The sequence below is a fragment of the Tundrisphaera lichenicola genome (genome assembly GCF_051175385.1).
In the GTDB taxonomy this organism is placed as follows: domain Bacteria; phylum Planctomycetota; class Planctomycetia; order Isosphaerales; family Isosphaeraceae; genus Tundrisphaera; species Tundrisphaera lichenicola.
In genome coordinates this window covers 625,487-649,454 of sequence record NZ_CP195106.1, presented here as the reverse complement: position 1 = coordinate 649,454, position 23,968 = coordinate 625,487, and the positions used below count along the sequence as shown (strand labels likewise).

The window sequence follows — 23,968 nt, the reverse complement described above, 5'->3', positions numbered from 1 at the left end:
TATTCCGGTCTCCCGTTCCGTCGCGACTCATCCACCCTCCCGACATTCGAGGGCTGGAGGAGTCCCGTTCAAGACCCCGACCACGAGGGCACGAGACATGGATCCCGAAGGCCCCGCTCCCCGACCTCGGGCTCGTCGAAGATGGATCGGGCCCCTGATCCGGGTCCCCTTGCTGATCTATGCCGGGATCGTCGCCTTCTTCTTCTTCACCCAGACCCGACTGATCTTCCCCGGCTCCCAGACCCAGGGTCGCCCCGAGGCCCGGCTCCCCCGGCTGCCCGGGGCCGAGTTGGTGACACTGACCACGGAGCGAGGCGATCGGGTCGTCGCACTCTTCGGCCAGGCCCTGGGGCCCGACGGCGGACCACTTCCCGATGCCTCGACCCGGCCGACGCTCCTCTATTTCTACGGGAACGCGATGTCCCTCCGGGACGCGACCGATCAGTTCCAACAATTCCGACGGCTCGGGGCCAACGTGATGATCCCCGAGTACGCTGGCTTCGGGATGAGCGAGGGGCGGCCGGGCGAGGCCGGTTGCCGGGAGACCGGAGAGGCCGCCCTGGGCTACCTCGAATCGAGGAAAGACGTGGATCGGTCGAGGATCGTCCTCGCCGGGTGGTCGCTGGGCGGTGCGGTGGCGCTCGACCTGGCCTCTCGGCACCGGGTCGCGGGAGTGGCCACCTTCTGCACCTTCACCCGGATGGCCGACCTGGCCCACCGGATGCTCCCGTTCCTCCCCTCGTCATGGCTGCTTCGCCACCGGTTCGAGAACCTCTCGAAGATCGGGCGAGTCGGCTGCCCGGTGCTGATCGGCCACGGGAGAGCCGATCAGATCATCCCGTTCGAGATGGCCGACCGGCTCGCCGAGGCGGCCCGGACCCCCGTGACCCGACTGACCATCGAAGGCGCCGATCATAACGATTTCTTCGACGTGGGCGGGTCCAAGGTCCTCACCGCCCTCGGCCGGTTCCTCGACGCCCTGCCCCCGCTCCGGGAGTGATCGCCCCGTGCGATTTCAAATCGGACGATCCCGGATTGAAGGTCGCTCGATCGTGACCTACGGTTGCGATATCCGCCAGTGGCGCCGCCCAGTCCTGGCGATCCGCGCATCGCCGGGGGATGACCGTGCCAACATTCGAAGCCCTTTACCTCGAGTCGGCCGCCGATGCGAGGCCACGAGACACTCACAACCCGAAGCCTCCGCCGATCCTGGTCGTCGACGACTCCGGGTTCTCGCAACGATTCACCGGACGACTCATCAAGACGGGGACCGGCCGGGAAGTCCTCTGCGCCAGCCATGGGGCCCAGGCGCTCGAGATGATCGCGGAGTCCGAGCCGGCGGCCGTGGTGACCGACCTCTGCATGCCAGTCATGGACGGGCTCGAACTGGTCCAGGCGATCCGCTCGAATCACCCGAGAGTCCCGGTGATCCTGATGACCGCCTTCGGGAGCGAAGAAGTCGCGATGCGAGCCCTGAAGGCGGGGGCCGCGAACTACCTTCCCAAGCGGTTTCTCGCCAACGAGCTGGTTGTCACGCTCGAGCGAATCCTCGCGGTCGCGGCGGGAGATCGGGATCGGCGAAACGTCCTCAGCCACCAGACCGAATGCCTACGGAAGTTCGAGGTCGGCAACGATCTCAACCTGATCGTCCCCCTGATCGGCTTGATCCAGGAAGACTTCGACTCGTTCGCGATCGGCGATGATACGGCCCGGGTCCGGATTGCCGTCGCTCTCCTGGAAGCCCTATCCAACGCCGTTTACCACGGCAACCTCGAATGCAGTTCCGATCTCCGCCAGGATGACGAACAGAACTTCTACGACCTGGCCGACCAGCGGAGGCTGGCCGAACCCTACCGATCTCGACGTGTCCTCGTGGAGTCGAAGACCGACCGGAACGAGACCCGGGTCGTCATCCGCGATGATGGCCCCGGCTTCGATACCACGTGCCTCGAGAGGCCCTTCGACCCGGACGTTTTCATGAGGGTGGGCGGCCGAGGGATGATCTTGATTCGAACCTTCCTGGACGAGGTCACGCACAATGCGGAAGGCAACGAGATCACGCTGGTCAAGCGGAAATCCGCCTGAACGCTCGCTCCAACAGCCTCCCCGGACCCGGAGATCGGGGGAGGCGGATGGGTCTGCGCTGGTCCGATCGAACGGGTCGACGGTCGGTTTCCCGCCTCAACCCCGGTGGGTCAATTGTGGGCCAGGTATGCCTCGACCATCAGGACGCTGGGGCCGGCCCGACGGATGATCGACAAGCGGGTTTCGGCGCTCGACATCTCCTCGAGCTGCTCGCCGACGTACCACTGGAGGAAGTTCGAGGTGATGTGATTCTTCTCCTCGGCCGCCAACTCGACCAGGTCGTAGATCTGGCGAGTCGTCCGCGTTTCGGATTCGAGCGCCAGCCGGGCGGCGTCCTCCGCCGAGGCGAACTGGTTCCTGGGCTCGGAGACCGCCGGGATCACGACCTTGCCGCCCGTGTCAAGCACGAACTTGACGAACTTCATCGCGTGTTCGCGCTCCTCCTCGGCCTGCTTGAAGTAGATCTTGGCCAGCCCGAAGAGGCCCTCGCCCTCGAAGTACGAGGCGATTGCAACATACTGATGCGAGTTTTCCAACTCGTTACCGATCTGTCGGTTGATGGCCTCATGAAGCCTGGCGCTGACGAGCATGATCGGACCTTCCGTTCGTTTCCGTGCCCGGGGCGGGACCGCGACCCCGGGAATGATCGAGGGGAAGGGCCCATGATAGCCCCGTCCCTGGAAAGGACCAAGGTCAAGCCGGCCCGGGGCCATCCGGGTATTTGCCGGATCCGGCCCCGGTCCGCGATTCAGACCGCCGCAGTGGTATAGAGGGGCGTCATGACCTCCCCCGAGCAGAGCCGGAGGGGTCGTCCGAGTCGATCGCGCAACTCGGTGGAGGGGTCGACCCCGAGGGCGCTGTAGATGGTGGCGGCGAGGTCGGGCGGGCCGAAGCTTCTCGAAATCGGGAAGGCTCCCAGACGGTCGGACTTGCCGATCAACTGGCCTCCGACCACCCCTCCGCCGGCGAAGACCGCGGGGAAGACGCTGGGCCAGTGATCTCGGCCGGGGACCGCTCCCGGGGTCAGCTCGGTGATCTTGGGGGTCCGGCCGAACTCGCCGAGCATCACGACCAAGGTCTCGTCCAAGAGGCCCCGCGACCCCAGGTCGTCCAGCAGGGCCGAGACGGCCCGGTCGAGAGGGGGGAGCAGGTCGTCCTTGAGCCGGGGGAAGTTCCCGACGTGGGTGTCCCAGGTCTGGACGATCCCCATGGTCGCCTGGACGATCGGCACGCCGGACTCGACCAGGCGTCGGGCCATCAGGAGCGACCGGCCGAAGAGGTGCTTGCCGTAGCGGTCGATCAGGCGGGGGTCCTCGCGGTCGAGGTCCAGGGCCCGGCCGACCTTGCCGTTGCAGAGCATGGCGAGCGCGGCGTCCTGCTGGTCGACGAACGAGTCGCCGGGTACGGGGACGGCCGCCTGGTCGAGCAGATGGCGTCGGCGGTGGAGACGTTCGGGGTCGAGCCCCTCGGGGAGGGCCAGGCTATCGTCCTTCTCCTCGGGCTTGCCCGGGTTCAGCTTGAGCTGCCAGGGGTCATGCTTGGGTCCGAGGAATCCTCCGTCCTGCCCCGGCCAGGTCAGGGGGCCTTCCACCAGGCGGAGCGGCAGGGCCACGCCGCTGGGAATCCCCTCGCCCCTCCGGCCCAGCGAGTCGAGGACCGAGGCATAGCAGGGGAAGTCGTCCCGCGAGGCGATCCGGTCGAGGTCGCTGGCCCCCCTGGGGCTGGAGACCTGGCCGGTCAGGACCCGGTGGACCGCCAGGAGGTGATTCCCTTCGGGATGCGACATCGACCGGACGACCGCCAGCTTGTCCATCCGCGCGGCCAGGTGGGGCAGGTGCTCGCAGACCCGGATGCCGGGCACGGCCGAGTCGATCGGCTTGAACTCGCCGCGAATCCCGTCGGGGGCCTCGGGCTTCATGTCGAACGAGTCGTGCTGGCCGAGCCCGCCGCTGAGGAGGATCACGATCACCGACTTCGCCCGGCCCGGCACCGATCCGCGAGCCGCCGCCGCCCGGCCCGCCAGGAGGCCCGGTAGTCCCATCCCCAGCAGGCCGGAATAGCCAACCTGGAGGAATGCCCGGCGGCTGGGCCCTGGGCCCGTTCCGAAGTTGAGATCGCTCATCGCTTCTCCTGATTCAGAGGGACAATCCAGGCCAAACGATCGATCCCGATGCCGAATCTTAAACAATTGCTGTCCCAAGGTCCAGCGAATCGCCCGCCCTCCTTGCGATGCACCAAGCATCCATCAGCTCCAAACCGAACCGTCCGTTTTGTCGGTGGCACTTGAGGGCGAATCGGGGCTACCATAGAGTCAGACGCCGAATCCGTCTTGGGGTCCCCCCTGATCACAAATCGACTCGCACCGCCCGGCCTGGAGGCCGGCAAGGAGAATACCCCCCATGAACCAGCACGGGAGATCCCGGCGCCCCCTCTCGACGCTCGCGGCGACGGTGGGAGGAGCCCTGGCCTTGATGAACCCGACCGCATCCTTCGCGGGCGAGGCCGACCTTGTCCTGCCCGACCTGACCACCACGAAGTTCCTGGGCGGCTTCCTGACCGGATATACGCTCCTGCTCCTCGGCCTGCTAATCTGCGCCGGGGGCCTGGTCTTCGGCCTGGTCTTCTATCGGCAGCTCAAGAATCTGCCGGTCCACCGGACGATGCATGACGTCTCCGAATTGATCTACGCGACGTGCAAGACCTACCTGCTGACCCAGGGCAAATTCATCCTCCTGCTCTGGGTGTTCATCGCGGCGGTGATCGTCGCCTACTTCGGGTTCCTCTCGACCGGATCCGTCGAGGGCGGGGATGGCCCCGCGATCTCCCGGACGGCGAAGGTCGGGGTGATCCTGCTGTTCAGCCTGATCGGGATCGCCGGGAGCTACGCGGTGGCCTGGTTCGGGATCCGGATCAACACCTTCGCCAACGGGCGGACGTGCATGGCCTCGCTCCGGGGGTCGCAGTACCTCTGCTCGTCGATCCCCCTGAAGGCGGGGATGTCGATCGGCATGGTTTTGATCAGCGTCGAGCTGCTGATCATGCTTTGCATCCTCCTGTTCATCCCCCGGACCCTGGCCGGGCCGTGCTTCATCGGCTTCGCGATCGGCGAGTCGCTGGGGGCGGCGGCCTTGCGGGTGGCCGGCGGGATCTTCACCAAGATCGCCGACATCGGCGCCGACCTGATGAAGATCGTGTTCAAGGTCAAGGAGGACGACGCGAGGAACCCCGGCGTGATCGCCGACTGCGTGGGCGACAACGCGGGCGATTCCATCGGCCCGACCGCCGACGGATTCGAGACTTACGGCGTCACCGGCGTGGCCCTGATCACCTTCATCATGCTGGCCGTGGCCAGCCCGCAGGTGCAGTCCGACCTCCTGGTCTGGATCTTCGCGATGCGGATCCTGATGGTCGTGGCCAGCGGCGCCGCCTACTTCATCAACGAGTCGATCTCGCGGAAGAAGTACGAAGCCGGCGCCGCCTTCGACTACGAGGAGCCGCTGACCCGCCTGGTCTGGCTGACCAGCGCGATCTCGATCGCCGGGACTTACCTGGCGAGCCTCTTGCTGGTCTATGGGGTCGGCGGCGACGGCCACCTCTGGTGGAAGCTGGCCACGATCATCACCTGCGGGACCCTGGCCGGGGCCTTGATCCCCGAGGTGACCAAGTTCTTCACCTCGACCTCCTCGGCGCACGTCCGCGAGGTCGTCACCGCCAGCCGAGAGGGCGGGGCCTCCCTGAACGTCCTGAGCGGCCTGACCGCCGGGAATTTCTCGGCCTTCTGGGTCGGCGGCGTGGTGATCGTCCTCCTGATGGCGGGGGCCTACGGAGTGAGCCTGGCCTTCCCCAGCAACCTGATGATCGCCCCGGCGGTCTTCGCCTTCGGCCTGGTCGCCTTCGGATTCCTCGGGATGGGACCGGTCACCATCGCGGTCGATAGCTACGGGCCGGTCACCGACAACGCCCAGAGCGTCTTCGAACTCTCGCTGATCGAGCAGGAACCCGGGATCTCCCAGGAGTTGAAGCGGGACTACAACTTCGACGTCGACTTCGAGAAGGCCAAGCTCCTCCTGGAGGAGAACGACGGCGCGGGCAACACCTTCAAGGCCACCGCAAAGCCGGTCCTGATCGGCACGGCGGTCGTCGGGGCAACGACGATGATCTTCTCGATTGTCGTCCTGCTGACCGGCCTGAAGGATCCGACCTCGGGCCGGTTCACCGAGCTGGACATGACCAAGGTGGCCTACCTCTCGATCCTCCACGCCCCATTCTTGCTCGGGATGCTGGCGGGGACCGCCACGATCTACTGGTTCACCGGGGCCAGCACCCAGGCCGTGATCACGGGAGCCTACCGGGCCGTCGCCTTCATCAAGCGGCACATGAAGCTCGACGGCCAGGTCAAGGCAAGCCTGGAAGACTCCAAGCGGGTCGTCGAGATCTGCACCCAGTACGCCCAGGCGGGGATGTTCAATATCTTCCTGACCGTCTTCTTCCTGACGCTGGGGGCGGCGTTCATCGAGCCGTTCTTCTTCGTCGGCTTCCTGATCGGCCTGGCGATCTCGGGGCTCTTCCAGGCCGTCTTCATGGCCAACGCCGGAGGGGCCTGGGACAACGCCAAGAAGATCGTCGAGACCGAACTCCGCGAGAAGGGGACCGACCTCCACGCCGCGACCGTGGTGGGCGACACCGTGGGCGACCCGTTCAAGGACACCAGCTCGGTGGCCATGAACCCGATCATCAAGTTCTCGACGCTCTTCGGCCTCCTGGCCGTCGAGCTGGCACTGGAGCTGCCCCCGCTCCTGAAGGTCTTGCTGTCGGTGCTCTTCTTCGGGATCGCCCTGTTCTTCGTCCACCGGAGCTTCTACGGGATGAGGATCGGTGTTGGGGAGCCCGCCGCCAAGGCGGACGAAGAAGTGAAGGAACTGGCGGCGATTTCCTGAACGCCAAGCGAATCCCCGGCCCTTCTCTGCTGAGGAGGAAACAGCCTCCCTCTTCCAAAGGGAGAAGGAGGCAGCGAATCAGTAAGTAGGACCTGGTAGGTCGAGGCTCAGGATTCGAACGGCCAGGCATCGCCCAGCGCCTCGCGCTGGAGTTGCTTGAGCCGGTCGATTCCGCCTTCGGCCAGGTCGAGCAGGGTGGTAAGCTGCCCCCTCGAAAAGGTGCCGTTCTCGCCGGTCCCCTGGACCTCGACCAACCCTCCCCCGCCCAGCCTCACCACGTTCATGTCGACCTCGGCCTTCGAATCCTCGATGTAGTCGAGGTCGACGACCGGCTCGCCACCCACGATCCCGGCGGAGACGGCGGCCACGCTATCGGTCAGGATCCCGTGGGCGGCCTTGCCGAACCGGACCTTCAGGGCGTCGGCCACGGCGATGAAGGCGGCGGTGATCGCGGCGGTCCGGGTCCCGCCGTCGGCCTCGATCACATCGGCGTCGACGTGGATCGTCCAGGGGCCGAGCACCTTCATGTCGACGATCGCCCGGAGGCTCCGACCGATCAGGCGCTGGATCTCGGTGGAGCGACCGTCGGACCCTCGGGACTTCCGGGTCGGCGTACTGCCCGGGAGCATGGCGTACTCGGCGGTCAGCCAGCCGACCCCCTTCCCTTCGAGGAACGGCGGGACCTTATCGGAGAGATGGGCGGTCACCAGTACCGTCGTCGCCCCCGATCGATAGAGGACGCTCCCGGGGCTGGTCCGGATGAACCCCCGCTCGATGGAGACCGGGCGGATCTCGTGAGGACTTCGGCCATCGTGACGGGGCATCAGGTTCCCTCAATCTTCCGGCACGGAGAAGCTTAGACTTCCGGTTCAAACCGATCGGTGGGCCCGTTGCCGACCTGCGGTGAAGCTCGATCGGTGAAGCGATTAAGCAGGGCGTCGACGCTCTCGCCCTCGGTGGTGTTGTCATGGAGGAGCCAGACCAGCAACGCCTTCTGAAAGTGCAGGCGGTTGGCGGCCTGGTGAACGACACGGCTCTGGGGTCCGTCGAGGACCTCGTCGGTCACTTCCTCACCCCTCCGGGCGGGCAGGCAGTGGAGGAAAATCGCCCCGGGCTTGGCGAGGGCAAGCAGGCCCTCGTCGACCCGATAGGGGGCGAAGACGGTCTTGCGCGAGTCGACCTCGTCCTCCTGCCCCATGCTGGCCCAGACGTCGGTGTAGATCACGTCGGCCCCGGTGACGGCGGTACTGGGGTCGTTCTCGATCGTCAGGGGGACTCCCGGATACGCTTCGGCGAACTTCGAGGCGAAGGCAGCCGGATACTCGTAGCCGGGGGGGCAGGCCAGCACGAAGTCCACCCCGAACATGGCCGAGGCCTGGGCGAGCGACCTCGCCACGTTGTTGCCGTCGCCGACGAAGACGAACTTCAAGCCCTTCAACTCGCCCAGCGACTCGAGGACCGTCAAGAGGTCGGCGAGCGCCTGGCAGGGGTGCGAGGCATCGGAGAGGGCGTTGATGATCGGGATCGTCGCGTGCCGGCCCAGTTCCTCGATGGTCGTCTGCGAGAAGGTCCGGACGGCCAGGGCGTCGACGTACTGGCTGATGACCCGGGCGAAGTCGGCCACGCTCTCGCGGACCCCGAGGCCGACATCCTTACCGTTGAGGAAGATCGCATTGCCGCCGAGCTGGGTGATCGCCGCCTCGAAGCTGACGCGAGTCCGGAGCGAGGGCTTGTCGAAGACCAGGCCCAGGGTCCGGCCGGCCAGCATCGGCGAGCGTGCGCCGTGCCGTCGGTCCTCGCTCTTCAGGCTGGCCGCCCGGTCGAGCATGGTGGCGGCCTCATCGGCCGTGATGTCGAAGAGATCGATGAAGTGTCGGACCACGAGACGCACCCCTTTCAGCCCTGCGCGGCCAGTCGTCGGAGCGCCCCGAGGAGCGTCGTGCACCCCTCGTCGATCTGCTCGTCGGTGAGATTCAAGGCCGGCAGGAGCCGGATCACGGTCCCGTGCGTTGCGTTGATCAGGAGCCCCTGATCCATGCAGTCGGCCACCACGCCCGAGGCGTCCACGTTCAATTCCAGGCCGATCATCACGCCCTTGACCCGGATGTCCTTGATCAAGGCGGGCATCTCGGCCCGCCACCGCTCGAAGTGCGATCGGAACCGCTCGCCGATCGCCTGGCCGCGGGCCAAGAGCCCGTCGGCCTCGATCGTCTCGATCGCGGCGAGCCCGGCCCGGCAGGCGATCGGGTTCCCGCCGAAGGTGCTGGCGTGCATCCCCGGCTTGAGCGCCGCGGCCACGTTCACCTTGGCGATCGCCACGCCCGCCGCCACCCCGGCGGCCAGGGCCTTGGCACAGGTGAGTATATCGGGCACGATCCCGTAATGCTGATAGCCGAACCACTCGCCGGTCCGACCCAGGCCGGTCTGGACCTCGTCCAGGATCAGCAACACGCCCCGCTCGTCGCAGAGCTTGCGGATGCCTTCGAGGTAGCCGGGAGGCGGGAGATTGACCCCCCCTTCCCCCTGGATCGGCTCGACCATGACGGCGGCCGTCTGATCGTCGATCGCGGCGGCCAGGGCGTCCAGGTCGCCGAACGGGACGTAGGAGAAGCCGGGGACCAGCGGCTCGAAACCGGCGTGATACTTCGGCTGGGCGGTGGCCGAGAGCGCGGCGTAGGTCCGGCCGTGGAAGCCGTTCTCCATCGTCACGATCTTGTACCGGCCCGAGGGATGACCATACGCCTTGGCCATCTTGATGGCCGCCTCGTTCGCCTCCGCCCCGCTATTGCAGAAGAAGCACTGGCCGCCGAACGACCGCTCGGAGAGGGCCTGGGCGAAGGCCCCCTGGGCCTCGATGTACCAGGTGTTCGGCACGTGGATCAACTGACCGACCTGGTCCCGGACCGCCTCGACCACCCGGGGAGGGCAGTGCCCCAACAGGTTGCAGCCCCACCCCGGGAAGAAATCCAGGAGCCTCCGCCCTTCGGCGTCCCAGACCCAGGACCCTTCGCCCCGGACCAGGCAGACCGGATATCGGCGATAATTCGAGACCACGTAGCGATCAAACTGGGCGATCGTCTCGGCCGAGGTTTGAGTGGCGGCTTGGGACATGGGTGATTACTCGGATTTTGTAGGGCAGGCCTTGGCCTGCCGGAGCCGGGCGGCAGGCCAAGGCCTGCCCTACGGTGAGACTTTTCTTGACGCGAGGAACGACACGAGAGCGACCTTACCCGTTCGCCCTGAGCTGCGAATGGACCGGAACCCGGTCAATCCCGTTTGCCGGCCTCTGGCCATTCACGGCGTCCGCTTTCAGGACGATCTCGGTGCCGACCCCGGTCGTGGTGTAGGTCTCGACCAGGAGTGAGTGTCGGAGTCGTCCGTCGACGATGTGGGCCTTCCGGACGCCCGCTTCCAGACTTTCGAGGCAGGCCTCGACCTTGGGGATCATCCCCTTGTCGATCACCCCCCGGGCGATCAGGGCCCGGCAGTCCTCGGGCGTGAGGCTGGGCAGGAGACTGGTCGGGTCGTGGCGATCGGCCAGGATGCCCGGGGTGTCGGTGAGGAAGACCAGCTTCTCGGCCTTGAGGGCGCGGGCGACGGCGGCGGCGGCGGTGTCGGCATTCACGTTGTACAGGCCATTTTCCTCGTCGCGGTCGTCCTCGGCGAGCGAGGGGAGGACCGGGATGATCCCGGCCAGGCACGAGTTGACGATCGGATCATCGTCGACTTCGGTCACCTCGCCCACGCGGCCCAGGTCGATCCGCTGGCCGTTCTCGCCGGGGAGCGTGAGCCGGGTCCCGAAGAGGCACTGGGTCGTCTTGTGGTGCAGGCCCGAGGCCCGGCCGCCGAACTTCCGGATGTGGCGGACGATGTCCTCGTTGATTTCCTCGGCCAGGACCCTGGCCACGATCGCCAGCGTGGCGTCGTCGGTGTATCGGCGACCCTGGACCCATCGGGCTTCCAGGCCGGCCTTTTCCATGGCCTGGGTGATCGCCTTGCCGCCGCCGTGGACGACCACCGGACGCATGCCGACGGTCTGCATGAACACGACGTCGACCAGGAGCGCCCGGAGTGCCTCGGGGTCTTCCATCACCGATCCGCCGAGCTTGATGACGGTAAACTTCCCGTGGAACTGGCGGAAGTACCCCATCGCCTCGATCAGGACGTCCGCCTTGCGGATCGCTTCCTCGTGCACGTCGCGGCCCTCGTCGCGCTCTCTTCGAAAGAACAAACCGCCATTGTCCCGCCCGCGAGCCCGATGGTCAAGGACATCACGCCGACGATCGGCTAAAATCAAGGCGGGGGCACGTCGAGGTCGGTTAGGGCGACACGTCCCCCCTCCCGGAGGTCAATGCACCGTGGATGCCCCCCGTCGGCCCGAGCGAGCCGACCCCGAGTTCGACCCGATCCCGCTCGCCCCCTCCCGGCTCCGGGACTTCGACCCGCGCGAACACCAGCGGGTCGTGGTCAACCCGTTCCTGGCGACCCTGGTGCTGATCCTCTGGTGGCTCTCCGCCCGGTGGCTCCTGCTCGACGGGCCGTTCCCTCCCCTGGCCGTCGCGACGGTCCTCATCCTGGTCTACCTGCCCCGGGCCGTCCAGTTCCACTGCCTCGACTGCGGCAGGACCGGGTCCTATCCTTTCCTCGATCGCCATGCCTGTTCGGCCGTCGTCTCGCGGTGGAGCAGCCGGGAACGACCCCGGTGGATGCCCCCCTCCGCTCGAACTCAGTTGCTGATCTGGGCCTACGTGATCGGGGCCCTGGCCCTGCTGATGGCCGTGACGGGCCTCCCCTGACCATCTCCGGTCGCCTTGACAGCCGATCTAGCGCGATTCGATAATCAGCCGACCCGCCGGGAACCATAGGATCTATTGTCAAATCAATAGAATCACCATAAACCTTCCGTCGGACCATTCGATCGTCCTCATCCCCCGTGAGCAGGCCCAGCGATGCTTAAATCAGCCCAGGCAACCACGCAAGAGCTGCTCGAAGAGATCCTGGCCGAGCGGATCATGATCCTCGACGGGGCCATGGGGACGATGGTCCAGACCTACAACCTGGACGAGGAAGACTTCCGGGGCGACCAGTTCCGCGACCACCCCGCCAATAAGCCGCTGAAGGGGAACAACGACCTCCTCTCGATCACCCGGCCCGACGTGATCGCCGGCATCCATCGCGCGTACCTCGACGCCGGCGCCGATATCATCGAGACCAATACGTTCAACTCGAACAAGATCACGATGGTCAATTATGGCCTGGAACACCTCGCCTTCGAGATGAACCGGGCCTCGGCGGCGCTGGCCCGCAAGGTGGCCGACGAATATCTGGAGAAGACGCCCGACCGGCCGCGGTTCGTCGCCGGTAGCCTCGGGCCGACCGACAAGTCGGCCTCCGTGGCGGCCAATGTCGCCGACCCCGCGCACCGGAATGTCACCTTCGACGAACTGGTCGACGCCTACTACGAACAGACCGCCGGCCTTGTCGCCGGAGGGGTCGACATCCTGTTCCCGGAGACCAGCTTCGACACGCTGAACATGAAGGCGTGCCTCTTCGCCATCTCCAAGTATTTCGAGGATCACGACGTCCGACTGCCCGTGATGGTCTCGGGCACGATCATCGACAAGGCCGGGCGGACCCTCTCCGGCCAGACCATCGAGGCGTTCTGGCACTCGGTCTCGCACTTCGACCTGCTGAGCGTCGGGATCAACTGCGCCCTGGGTGCCGGGGAGATGCGGCCCAACGTCGAGGCGCTGGCCGAGGTGGCGACCTGTCACATCAACATCCACCCCAATGCCGGGATGCCGACCGGATTCGGCGACTTCGACAATACCCCCGAGGAGATGGCGGAGGTCATCGCCGATTTCGCCCGGAGCGGCTGGCTGAACATCGTCGGCGGCTGCTGCGGGACCAACCCCGAGTACATCCGCCAGATCGCGAAGGCCGTCGAGGGGATCGTCCCCCGGAAGCGACCCACCCCGACCGGCTGGAGCAGCTACAGCGGGATGGAGCCGCTGACGATCCGCCCCGAGACCAACTTCATCATGGTCGGCGAGCGGACCAACATCACCGGTTCCAAGAAGTTCGCCCGCCTGATCCGCGAGGGAAACTTCGAAGAAGCCGTGGCCGTGGCCCGCGACCAGGTCGAGGGGGGCGCGAATATCCTCGACGTCAATATGGACGAGGGGATGATCGACGGCGAGGCGGCCATGACCCGCTTCCTCAACCAGATCGGCGCCGACCCGAACATCGCCCGGGTGCCGATCATGGTCGACAGCTCGAAATGGTCGGTCATCGAGGCGGGCTTGAAGTGCGTCCAGGGCAAGTCGATCGTCAACTCGATCAGCCTGAAGGAGGGCGAGGCCAAGTTCCTCGAACTGGCCCGCCTGGTGAGGCGCTACGGTGCCGCCGTGGTGGTGATGGCCTTCGACGAAGAAGGCCAGGCCGTCACGCGCGACCACAAGGTCTCCATCTGCGAGCGGTCGTACAGGCTCCTGACCGAGGAGGTCGGGTTCCGCCCCAGCGACATCATCTTCGACACCAACATCCTGACCGTCGGCACCGGGATCGAGGAGCACAACAACTACGCGGTCGAGTTCATCGAGGCCGTCCGCGAACTGAAGAAACGGCTCCCCGAGTGCAAGACCAGCGGCGGTGTTTCTAACGTTTCGTTCTCCTACCGGGGGAATGACACGGTCCGCGAGGCGATGAACGCCGCGTTCCTCTACCACGCCATCCGTGCCGGGCTCGACATGGGGATCGTCAACCCCGGGCAACTGGAGGTCTATGACGAGATCCCCAAGGACCTGCTCGAAAAAGTCGAGGACGTCCTGCTCAACCGCCGAGCCGACGCCGCCGACCGCCTGACCGAGTTCGCCGAGACGGTCAAGAAGAAGGGGAAGAAGGCCACCACGCAGGACCTTTCCTGGCGCGAGGGGACGGTCGAGGAGCGGCTCAAGCACGCCCTGATCACCGGGACCGTCGACCACATCGACGCCGACGTCGAGGAGGCCCGGCTCAAGTACGGCCGGTCGCTCCACATCATCGAAGGTCCCTTGATGGACGGGATGAACGTCGTCGGCGACCTCTTCGGCTCGGGCAAGATGTTCCTCCCCCAGGTGGTCAAGAGCGCCCGGGTGATGAAGAAGGCGGTGGCGTACCTCCTGCCGTTCATGGAGGCCGAGAAGGTCGCCGCCGGCGGGGCCGAGGGGGAGCACAAGGCGCGCGGCAAGGTCTTGATGGCCACCGTGAAGGGGGACGTCCACGACATCGGCAAGAACATCGTCGGCGTCGTCCTCGGCTGCAACGACTACGAGATCATCGACCTCGGCGTGATGTGCTCGTGCGAGAAGATCCTTCAGGCCGCCCGCGACCACGACGTGGACATGATCGGCCTCTCCGGCCTGATCACGCCCTCGCTCGACGAGATGGCGCACGTCGCCAAGGAGATGGAGCGGCAGGGGTTCACGATCCCGCTCATGGTCGGAGGGGCGACCACCAGCGCCAAGCACACCGCCGTCAAGATCGCCGGGCACTACGGCGGGCCGGTCGTCCACGTCAAGGATGCCTCGCGGAGCGTCAGCGTCGTCGATCGGCTGAACCGACCCGAGACCCGGCCGGAGATCGACCGCCAGAATCGCGAGATGCAGGAGAAGGAGCGAGCCGCCTTCGCTAAGAAGGTCCAGCGCAAGCTCGTCCCTTACGACGAGGCCCTCCGGAGGCGCTACCGCCCCGACTGGGCGAACGCCCCGATCGACCGCCCGAGCTTCCTCGGGCCCAAGGTCCTGGCGGACGTCCCGCTCGGCGAGATCATCCCATTCATCGACTGGTCGCCGTTCTTCATGGCCTGGGAACTGAAGGGGAAGTATCCCGCGATCTTCCAGGACCCGACCGTCGGCGAGGTCGCCAAGGAACTGTTCCAGGACGCGACCGAACTGCTCGACCGGATCGTGGCCGAGAAGTTGCTCCGGGCCGGCGGCGTCTACGGATTCTTCCCGGCGAACTCGGTCGGGGACGACATCATCCTCTACACCGATGAGGCGCGATCGGCCGAGCGAGGCCGGATTCACACCCTCCGGCAGCAGTGGGAGCGCCAGGGGCAGAAGGACTTCCGGAGCCTGGCCGACTACGTGGCCCCGCTGGATTCGGGAAGAATCGACTACCTCGGCGCCTTCGCCGTGACCACCGGGATCGGTGCCGACGAGCTGGCCCGCTCGTTCGAGGAGAAGGGGGACGACCCCTCGGCGATCATGACCAAGGCCCTGGCCGACCGCCTGGCCGAGGCCTTCGCCGAGATGCTCCACCGCCAGGCCCGCCGCGACTGGGGCTACGGACTGGATGAGGGTTTGAGTTCCGAAGATTTGATCGAGGAGCGTTACCGGGGGATCCGCCCGGCTCCCGGCTACCCCGCCTGTCCGGATCACACCGAGAAGACGACCCTCTGGGACTTGCTGGATGTGAAGGCCGCCACCGGGATCTGGCTGACCGAGAGCCTGGCCATGCACCCGGCCGCCTCGGTCAGCGGCCTCTATTTCGCCCATCCCGGGGCCCGCTACTTCGCGGTCGACCTGATCACCAAGGACCAGGTCGAAGACTATGCCGCCCGCAAGGGGAAGCCCCTGCCCGAGATCGAGCGTTGGCTCTCGCCCAACCTGGGATACGAGCCGGCCTGATCCGGCGTCGCCCCAAGCTGTCTCGACGTGAGTCCTCGGGTGTAACCAGTTCCTCTGGTGGTGAGTCGCTCGACCTGGCAAATTGGGTCATTCCCCCGACGCGACCCCACGGAGGCCCACGATGGCACGTAAGACGATCACCCTGGAGATCGACGGCGAGGACGAGGACCTGATCCGGGGCTACGCCGACTTCGTCGGCGAGATGAAGGACCTGGCCGCCTCGGCCCCCGACGGCTCGGTCCTCGAGGCCTGCGAGGACGCCGTCATCGAGAAGGGCCGCGAGCAGCAACGCCTGGTCCTCCAGCGCGTCGCCCAGGCCCGCCTGGACGCCGCCGAGAAAAAGGGGCGACCCTGAGGACCTGTCCGTGTGGACAGGGTCGCGAGAATCGCGGGGTCGCCACACGGGAGGTCTTCACCTGCCTGGGCCGGATCGGGTTGCGGCGACGCTGGTGGGGCTCGCGATGCCCTTGCCAGCCCGGCGGATATCACGCCGATTCCGCCCTCGGTCTCGATGGCGGCCTCAGCCCGCGGCTGCAACGCAAGGCCGGCCGTCTGGCCGCCGACCTCTCCTTCGCCCGGACGCGCGAGCACCTCGTGGAACTGCTCGGGGTCTCGCCGGCGGCCGAGACGCTCCGCGTGGCCTGCGAACGCCAGGCCGGCCGGATCGCGAGCTGGCAGGGCCGGGAGACGGCCTCGGCCGAGGCCTTCCGGGAGGCCGAGGGGGGCTGGGAATTCGCCGTCGACGCCGGCAAGGTCAACACCCGCGAGAAGGGCTGGCGCGACCTGAAGATCGCCGTGGCCCAGCGGAGGCCCACGGCCGAGTCGGCCACGCCGGCCCAGTGGGAGTCGCGCGAGTTGCCCGAGGCCACGGCTCGCGTGATGTGGGCCGACATCTCGGCGGCGAGGCGGTTCCGGCGGTCGTGGTGGGGCCGGCTGAGGCGGCTGGGCCTGCCCTCGATGGCCCGACTCCACGTGCTGGGCGACGGGGCCTCGTGGATCTGGAAGGCGGCCGGGAGGGCCCTCACCGGGTGCGCCCAGACGCTGGACATCTACCACGCTAGCCAGCACATCGCCGCCGCCGGCAAGCGACTGCACGGCGAGGGCACCGCCGAGGCCAAGGCGTTCCACGAGCACGGCCGCGAGTTGCTGCTGAAGGAGGGCTGGGTCGGGGTCTGTCGACAGATCGGCGAGGAGCTCGAACGCGAGGACACACCGGCTCGGCGGGAGGCCCTGGGGAGGCTGCTGAACTACTTCCTGCCGCACCTGGGGCGGATCGACTATGCGGGACGCCTGGCGGCCGGCGATGCGATCGGAAGCGGCGTGGTGGAGGGCGCGGCCAAGACGCTGGGCCTGAGGCTCAAGGCCCGGGGCGCCCGCTGGAGGCACAAGAACGCCCGCGCGATGGCGGCGCTGATCTGCTGCCGCCACACCGACCAATGGGACCTGTTCTGGAACCGAGCCGCATGAAACCCAAGATTCCCTGGTTACACCCTGAGTCCTCCCATCAATCCCACCGAAGATTTGGGCCCGAGGGTTGCATATCGTATAATTCGAGATAGGAGACCTTGCAAGGTTTCCCATCCCGGATCGACCGATTCGCACCCCGGACCCGAGGCTCGTCATGATCCGTCGCGTCACGTCTGTCCTGATCGTCGGCGGTCTGATGGTCTCAGGCGCATCGGCCCAGGCTCCACCTCCCCAGACAACCAGTAAACCCCAGGTTCCGGCCTCGCCGGCGACCCCGGCTGCAGCAGCCCCGGCCGCGTCGGAGACCCCGGACACCCAGGCCTCGGCGCGTCGGACGATCCTCCGGCAGAAGCCTCGGGCCTCGGCGTATCGGTCGTACTATCAAGGCCGAACGTCGTCCCAGGGCGAGTCCGGGTTTTCCAATCCGGGAGGGGTCGGCCGGTATGCGGAATTCTACGGCCCCAACACGCCGACCTCGCAGGTCGACATGCACCCGAACCCCGTCCCCCGGTTCGACAACGTCGCAGGGATCAGCCGGGCCGACCAGATCAACGCGGCCCAGGTGGGCCAGATGCGGGCGCGGAACATCCAGGACAACATCAACGCCTATGGTCGCCCTTATGGGGCCTTCGGGGCCGGGTTTGGCTACGGGTTCGGGCTCAGCGGCGGGCTCCTCTACAACTTCCCGAACTGAGCCGCAATCCGATCAGTAACGCCAGCTGGTGATGTCGCCATCGGGAGGCGCGGTCTTCAGGAGCCTCTCGACGATCCGAGGGGCGAACTGCTGGTGATATCGGAGTCGGGAGAGCGCGATCGGCCGGGTCGGGTCGCCGTTCCAGCAGTGCTCATCGCGGCAGCCATAGGCGACCTCGCCGCCGTAGTGAGGATCCTTCGTCGCGTCCAGGACCTCTTCGATGAGGTGGACGGCGTTGTTCAGATAGAAGTTGTCGGCCTCTCCGACGTAGATGTGGATCTTCCCTTCCAGGTCGCGACCGATCTTCGGCCAGTCGCGCCGGAGGATCTCCGAGAGGTCGTAGTGCTCTCGCCAGTGGGCCGCGACGGCCGGGTCGATGACTCCGGTCCGCTTGTCCCAAATCCGCTTCGGGTAGCCGTCTGGTCCGACGGGCGAGAACACGGCCTCCCAGATGTCCCACTGCTGGCCGGACCGCCCCTTCGTGCCCAGGACCAGCTCCCGGCGGTTCATGTCTTCCAGCGTGGTCGCGATGTGCCCCCGGTAATCTCGGAGGCCGGGACGCTTGACCTGCCGCCACGGGCCTTCGGCGTGGTAGGCGTTCCTGTCCTCATAGAGATTGACCACGGTGTAGGCGCGGAAGTCGATCGGGTCGGGGCAGGCGGCGAAGCAGCCGTTGTATTCCTTCGGATAGAACACCTGGGCCGCCAGGGCCTCCCAGCCCCCGGTCGATCCGCCGTAGAGGAACCTCGCCCAGCCCGAGCCGATGGCCCGGTACTTCTTCTCCAGGTAGGGGATCAGCTCGTAGGTGATCGCGTCGCCATAAGGACCGAGGTTGGCCGAGTTGACCGCGTAGGAGTCGTCGTAGAACGGGTTCGCGTGCTGGATCTCGATGATGATCATCCGAGGATAATTCGGCCCAATCCACTCCTTGTAGAACTCATGGGCGTGTTCCTGGACGATCTTGTTGTACCCTTCGAGGTGGAAGCGCTCGCTGTATTCGGGCACCAGGTCCGGGTCGGGCGGGATTTCCCGGAAGCCGCCGAAGGTCTCGGGATGATGGCCGTGGAAGATCACCAGGGGATAGCGGGCCTCGGGGTGCTCGTCGAAACCCTCGGGAAGCAGGATGTGTGCCCCGAGGTGCATCGGCCGACCCCAGAACTTCGAGAGGAGTTCACTCTCGATCTTCTCGTGCTTGATGTACTTGGTGGTGGGCGGTTCGGGGATCGGCGGGATGACCCGATCGAGCGTCAAGACGATCGGCTCCGGGCGATCGGGATCGATCATGACCTCCCGAGGTGTGCTATGGAGGTTGCCGGGGGCCTTGTTCCACTGTTGCCCTTCCCCTCGGTCCATCGGCATCTTAACGTCGTGGCCATCGGGCCGGCGGAACGTCTCGTAACGATGGAGGAGGGCCTGGACCCGATAAGTACCCCGCCCGACCTGCCGCAAACTTTCCAGGGGGTAACCCAGGGCGGCCTGGTCGATGATCACTTCTTGATCGGGGGCCAGGCCTTCGACGTCCACGCCGAAGGCCTGCTGGGTCTGGAGGTCATCGGTGATCTGGAACCGGGGCTCTTCCTTGGGGTCGGTGGAGATCAGCAGGAGCAGCCGACCGTCGACCGGCTTGTCGCCGACCTCGGCCCCGAATTGGATGGAAAACCTGGGGCCGGTCTCCACCCTCCCGGGATCGGCCGAGGCCGTCTCCACCGAGAACGCGAACAGGGTCGATAGGAATCCCGCCAGGCTCCGGATCATGTGACCTCCCGGGTCGTTGGTCGATCGTCGCTCATCAGACGACGGCGGGCCGGGAGGAATGCCACCCGGCCCGCCATGAACCTTGATGGGTCCACGAGGCGTTCAATCCTCGTCCATCCCCGCGCGACTCCTGGCCCAGCGGTTGGCGATGTCCTGCTGGACGTTGGGCGGGACCGGGTCGTACGAGCGGAATTCCATCGTATACGACCCTCGCCCTCCGGTCATGCTCTTGAGGTCCGTGGCGTATCGGAGGGCCTCGGCCAGCGGGACGGTCGCCTTGATGACCTGCTGGCCTCCGGGCAGGGCCTCCATCCCGGTGATGTGCCCCCGACGGGTGGCGAGGTCGGCGGTGACGTCGCCGAACTTGTCGAGCGGGGCGACAATCTCCAGATCCACGATCGGTTCCAGGAGCGCCGGGCGGGCGGCCACGAACGCCTTGCGGAAGGCCGCGGCGCCGGCCGTCTTGAACGCGTGCTCGGAGCTATCGACCGCGTGGTGCGAGCCGAAGAAGACCTCGACCTCGACGTCGACCACGGGGTTGCCCGAGATCACCCCCTTCTCCATCTGCTCGCGGATCCCCTTCTCGATCGCCGGGATGAACTGGTTGGGGATCACCCCCCCCTTCACCGCGTCGATGAACGAGAACCCCTCGCCCCGAGGCCGGGGTCGGACCCGAAGCTGGACGTCGGCGAACTGGCCCCGGCCCCCGGTCTGCTTCTTGTGGCGGTGGTGCGCCTCGGACTCTCCCGTGATCGTCTCCAGGTAGGGGACGTGCGGGACGTGGGTATTGATGTCGAGCTTGTAGCGCGTCTTCAGGCGATTCTGGATCACGTCCAGGTGCAATTCGCTCATCCCGGAGATCACCAGCTCGTGGGTCTGGGTGTCGCGCCGGAAGGTGAAGGTCGGATCCTCGTCGGCGATCTTGGCCAGGGCGGCGGAGATCTTGGGCTCGTCCTCGCGGGTCCTGGGCTCGACGGCCCGGGGGACCATCGGGGTCGGGAACTTGATCCGGTTCAACGAGAGCCGGGGCGTGTGGCCGTTGGCGGCCACGGTCACGGTGTCGGACATGTGCAGGTCGTCGAACTTGGGCACGGCCACGATGTCGCCGGCGATCGCCTCCTTGACCTCCTCCTGGGTCTTCCCCTGGAGCCGGTAGAGGTGGCCCGGCTTGCTCGTCTTGCCGGTCCGGAGGTTCACCAGCGTCGTGTCGTGCGTCATCCGGCCCGAGTGAATCCTCAGGACGCTGAGCTTGCCGACGAAGACATCGTTGGTCGTCTTGAAGACCTGCGCGACCAGTTCTCCATCCTCCATCGGCGAGAGCTCGACCTCGTCATCCCCTTCGGTCTGATGGCCGAATCGGTGGACCTCGTCGGGCTTCAGGGTGATCTCGGCGAGCAATTCGAGCGTCTCCTGGACGCCGATGTCCTTCCTGGCCGAGAGGCAGACGATCGGCACGAGCAGGCCCTCGGCGATCGCCCGATGGGCGGCGTCGCGCAAGGTCTCGGGCGGGATCGTTTCTCCTTCCAGGTAGCGTTCCATGAGCGTCTCGTCGGACTCGACGATCTGCTCGACGACCATCCGGTAGGCCTCGGCCGGGTGCATCGGGCAGTCGGCCGGGACGTCGTCGTGGTGGGCGATCACGTCGACGATGCCCGAGAAGGTCGGGCCCTGGCCGATCGGCACGAAGAAGGGGACGCACCGAGGGCCGAACGATTCGCGGATCTCGCCCAGGATCCGGAGGAAGTCGACGTTGTCGGCGTCCATCTTGGTCAGGGCGATCAGGCCGCCGAGCCTCAACCGGCTGGCCTCCTGGTAGATCCGGCGAGTATTGACCTCGATACCCGACGGGGCCGAGATCGTCAGCACGACATTCTCGACGGCGGCCAGCGCGCTCAGGGCGTGGCCGATGAAGTCGGGATAACCCGGCGAGTCGATCAGATGGACCTGCTTGCCCGACCACTCGCAATGGAGGGGATGGCAATCGATGGTGAAATGACGGCGCTTCTCCTCGTCCTCGGAGTCGGAGAGGCTGGTCCCGTCGTCCACGGACCCCCGGCGCACGGTGGCGCCGGCGGCATAGAGCATGGCGTCGGCCAAGCTGGTCTTGCCCGACGCCCCGTGACCGGCCAGGGCAATGTTGCGGATGTCGGCGATGTGATAAGTCGTGGTCATGGCGCCTCCCCCAAGGTATGAACTTGGTGATCTCGCCCGACCGGCGATCGCGGCACCGTCAGTAAGTGAAGCCCGGAAGTGGGGGGAAATGGCGGGTCACGAGGCCCGCGTCAGGGTGCCGTGGAACGGTCGCCGGCGCGTTCCCGCGCCTCAGTGAGCCGGAAACGCCCTTCATACAGAGCTCGTCCGACGATACAGGCCTCGACCGGCAGGGTCGCCAGCCGGGCCAGGTCCTCCAGCTGGGCCACGCCCCCCGACGCCGTGACCGGCGTCTTCAGGGCACGAGCCAGGGCCTCGGTGGCCTCCAGGTTGGGCCCTTCGAGCATCCCGTCGCGGGCGATGTCGGTGTAGATCACCGCCGCCAGCGGCAGGTCGTCGAACTCCCGGGCCAGCTCGGTCGCGTCGACCGAGGAGACCTCGAGCCAGCCCCCCGTCGCCACCCGCCCCCCTTTGGCATCAAGACCCAGGGTCAGGCGACCCGGGTACTTCTCGGCCATCGATCGGAACCAGGCCGGGTCCTGGAGCGCCTTGGTCCCGACGATCACCCGGTCGAGCCCGGCGTCGAGCCAGGCCGCGATCGTCGATTCGTCGCGGACGCCCCCGCCGAGTTGGCAAGGGACCTTGACCCGACCCAGGATCGCCTTGACCGCCGCCACGTTGACGGGACGACCTTCCTTGGCACCGTCGAGGTCGACCAGATGGATGCGCGAGGCTCCTTCGGACTCCCACTTGGCGGCCATGGCCGCCGGGTCGTCGCCGAAGACCGTCTCCCGGTCGTAGTCCCCCTGGCGGAGCCGGACACACTGCCCGCCCCGAAGGTCGATGGCCGGGATCACTTGCATGAGATCATCACCCGCGTTTCGGAAAGCCTTCGCACTCCTGGAATCCTAGCCCTCCGAGGGCAGGGCCGCAAGGGAGCAGCGTCGCCCGCTCATTTTCGACCGGTGAATTGGTAGTAGTAAGCGTGCGAGCCGATCCAGTACCAGACATGGACGCCATCCCGGATGATAGAGATGGCGCGATACCTCATCGTCTCGGAGACCCTTTCGGGAAATGCTGGCGGGTGCGACCTCGGATTGATCTGGCCAGAGTCGCTGGTGTTCAGACACCGATTTTCTTCCCCGGGTTGCCAGGGAGGCGGCAAGGGCGGACCGGTGTGATTTGCTGATTCGGCTTGAGCATCTCCCCTACCTGCGCCGAGTTGTCTTGTGCTCGGCGGTTCGCGACCCGGGATCTCTTGCTTGTGACCCGGCCTACCACCGAGTATCTCTGTTAGTTGGAGCGAACGAGGGCAAATTATGCGGCACGAACTCTTCGGCGACCTGACGTATGATCGCGACGAGGGCGCGTGGTCGGGCACCCTGCCGCTGCCGCGGCTGGTTACCTTCGGCCGGCGGACGGAAGCGGCCGATTCGCCGAGCGTCGAGGAGATGATCGCCGGCATCCGCGAGGGGCTTGACCGGGCCATGGAGCGGATGCACGAGCGGCCGATCCCGCCGGTCGTCGAACGCCTGCGGCGGGCCGCCGAGAAGCCGATCGAGCCCGGCGGAAGCATTCCCGGCCTCTCGACCGAACAGGAGGCGGCCCTCGACCGCGCCGCCGAGCGATCAAAAGCAGACGACCACCTTCGCGGGGCCGGAGCCTTCCCCGTCCGAATAGAATCCCCGCGCGACGCCGGGCCAACCCCCGCCCAGGAGGCCGCGTGCCGACTCCTCATGGAACGCGAGGACGAGATCTGCCGGGTGGTCATGGAATCGCTGTTCGCCTCATACTCTCAGTACTACCAGTCTGAGCAAGGCCGATTCGCGAACGAGCGGCTCCGCGCCTTGTACGGCCTGCCGAAGATCGACACGCCCGATGGCCTGACCGCCATCTCTCACTTGCTCCACCTCTGGGTTCCCAGTTCGCGGATCGAGGGTGTTGCTCCCCTCGTCTTCGCGGTCGATTGTGACTGGGAGGCGGAGCACGGCATGTTCGTCGTCTACCACCCCGCCCTCGGGGTCGAGTGGACCTGCTTCGACGGCCTGCACGATTACGAACTGCTCGACGACGAGGCGGAGGGCGGGTAGCGGGTCCGGCTCGCGCGAGGCGAAATCGGTGTCAGCCCACATGCAGCCCTTCGGGCGGCACCCGAACCGATGAAAATAGGGAGAGGTCGCTACAGTGATAACGTTCCCTCGAACGGCTTG

18 protein-coding genes are annotated in these 23,968 nt (G+C 66.6%); 9 read left to right on the top strand and 9 right to left on the bottom strand.

All coding sequences use genetic code 11. From position 1 onward, the window contains the following. Positions 1–97 precede the first annotated feature (97 nt). Entirely contained in the window at positions 98–1,000 is a 903-nt protein-coding gene (locus P12x_RS02520; protein ID WP_435009252.1) for an alpha/beta hydrolase, read from the top strand. Between the two features lie 125 nt (positions 1,001–1,125). Further along, a complete protein-coding gene (locus P12x_RS02515) occupies positions 1,126–2,085 on the top strand; it encodes a response regulator (protein WP_435009251.1) in 960 nt (319 codons plus the stop codon). Positions 2,086–2,195: 110 nt separating this feature from the next. On the opposite strand, the gene P12x_RS02510 is transcribed toward P12x_RS02515, so the two are convergent. Both P12x_RS02510 and P12x_RS02505 read right to left on the bottom strand, forming a co-directional pair. Beyond that, complete coding sequence (locus tag P12x_RS02510) at positions 2,196–2,675, bottom strand: ferritin (RefSeq protein ID WP_435009250.1); 480 nt, start codon at positions 2,673–2,675, stop codon at positions 2,196–2,198. Positions 2,676–2,833: 158 nt separating this feature from the next. Next, positions 2,834–4,207: a DUF1501 domain-containing protein gene (locus P12x_RS02505; RefSeq protein ID WP_435009249.1), complete on the bottom strand. Its 1,374-nt coding sequence runs from the start codon at positions 4,205–4,207 to the stop codon at positions 2,834–2,836. Positions 4,208–4,484: 277 nt separating this feature from the next. Between P12x_RS02505 and P12x_RS02500 the strand changes: the two genes are divergently transcribed. Next, positions 4,485–7,022, top strand: coding sequence for a sodium-translocating pyrophosphatase (locus P12x_RS02500; RefSeq protein ID WP_435009248.1), 2,538 nt, complete (start codon positions 4,485–4,487; stop codon positions 7,020–7,022). Between the two features lie 107 nt (positions 7,023–7,129). On the opposite strand, the gene rph is transcribed toward P12x_RS02500, so the two are convergent. The 4 genes from rph to argB form a co-directional block, all read right to left on the bottom strand. Next, positions 7,130–7,846, bottom strand: a complete 717-nt coding sequence (rph, locus tag P12x_RS02495; protein ID WP_435009247.1) for a ribonuclease PH — start codon at positions 7,844–7,846, stop codon at positions 7,130–7,132. A gap of 32 nt (positions 7,847–7,878) precedes the next feature. Continuing rightward, positions 7,879–8,904, bottom strand: coding sequence for an ornithine carbamoyltransferase (argF, locus tag P12x_RS02490; protein WP_435009246.1), 1,026 nt, complete (start codon positions 8,902–8,904; stop codon positions 7,879–7,881). Positions 8,905–8,918: 14 nt separating this feature from the next. Then, positions 8,919–10,133, bottom strand: a complete 1,215-nt coding sequence (locus P12x_RS02485; protein ID WP_435009245.1) for an aspartate aminotransferase family protein — start codon at positions 10,131–10,133, stop codon at positions 8,919–8,921. Positions 10,134–10,248: 115 nt separating this feature from the next. Then, on the bottom strand, positions 10,249–11,172 hold the full coding sequence (gene argB, locus P12x_RS02480) for an acetylglutamate kinase (RefSeq protein ID WP_435011754.1): 924 nt from the start codon (positions 11,170–11,172) through the stop codon (positions 10,249–10,251). Positions 11,173–11,380: 208 nt separating this feature from the next. Here argB and P12x_RS02475 point away from each other — a divergent pair, with 208 nt between their 5' ends. The 5 genes from P12x_RS02475 (at position 11,381) to P12x_RS02455 (ending at position 17,852) form a co-directional block, all read left to right on the top strand. Then, positions 11,381–11,818, top strand: coding sequence for a hypothetical protein (locus P12x_RS02475; protein ID WP_435009244.1), 438 nt, complete (start codon positions 11,381–11,383; stop codon positions 11,816–11,818). A gap of 153 nt (positions 11,819–11,971) precedes the next feature. After that, positions 11,972–15,691 carry a methionine synthase gene (gene metH, locus P12x_RS02470; RefSeq protein WP_435009243.1) on the top strand — a complete coding sequence of 1,240 codons (3,720 nt, stop codon included), beginning with the start codon at positions 11,972–11,974 and terminating at the stop codon, positions 15,689–15,691. 121 nt (positions 15,692–15,812) lie between these two features. After that, positions 15,813–16,046, top strand: coding sequence for a hypothetical protein (locus P12x_RS02465; RefSeq protein WP_435007659.1), 234 nt, complete (start codon positions 15,813–15,815; stop codon positions 16,044–16,046). Between the two features lie 80 nt (positions 16,047–16,126). Continuing rightward, positions 16,127–17,158 (top strand): hypothetical protein, encoded by a 1,032-nt coding sequence (locus P12x_RS02460; RefSeq protein WP_435007658.1) that lies wholly within the window; start codon positions 16,127–16,129, stop codon positions 17,156–17,158. Between the two features lie 154 nt (positions 17,159–17,312). Next, the gene (locus P12x_RS02455) at positions 17,313–17,852 is read left to right on the top strand and encodes a hypothetical protein (protein ID WP_435009242.1); all 540 of its coding nucleotides are present in this window, start codon (positions 17,313–17,315) and stop codon (positions 17,850–17,852) included. A gap of 12 nt (positions 17,853–17,864) precedes the next feature. Here the strand turns inward: P12x_RS02455 and P12x_RS02450 are convergent, their stop codons facing one another. The 3 genes from P12x_RS02450 to hisA form a co-directional block, all read right to left on the bottom strand. Beyond that, a complete protein-coding gene (locus tag P12x_RS02450; protein ID WP_435009241.1) occupies positions 17,865–19,607 on the bottom strand; it encodes an alpha/beta hydrolase-fold protein in 1,743 nt (580 codons plus the stop codon). 102 nt (positions 19,608–19,709) lie between these two features. Next, positions 19,710–21,779, bottom strand: a complete 2,070-nt coding sequence (fusA, locus tag P12x_RS02445; RefSeq protein WP_435009240.1) for an elongation factor G — start codon at positions 21,777–21,779, stop codon at positions 19,710–19,712. Between the two features lie 110 nt (positions 21,780–21,889). Continuing rightward, the gene (hisA, locus tag P12x_RS02440) at positions 21,890–22,621 is read right to left on the bottom strand and encodes a 1-(5-phosphoribosyl)-5-[(5-phosphoribosylamino)methylideneamino]imidazole-4-carboxamide isomerase (protein ID WP_435009239.1); all 732 of its coding nucleotides are present in this window, start codon (positions 22,619–22,621) and stop codon (positions 21,890–21,892) included. Between the two features lie 456 nt (positions 22,622–23,077). On the opposite strand from hisA, the gene P12x_RS02435 reads away from it, so the two are divergent. Then, the gene (locus P12x_RS02435; RefSeq protein WP_435009238.1) at positions 23,078–23,848 is read left to right on the top strand and encodes a DUF6985 domain-containing protein; all 771 of its coding nucleotides are present in this window, start codon (positions 23,078–23,080) and stop codon (positions 23,846–23,848) included. The last annotated feature ends 120 nt before the right edge of the window (positions 23,849–23,968 follow it).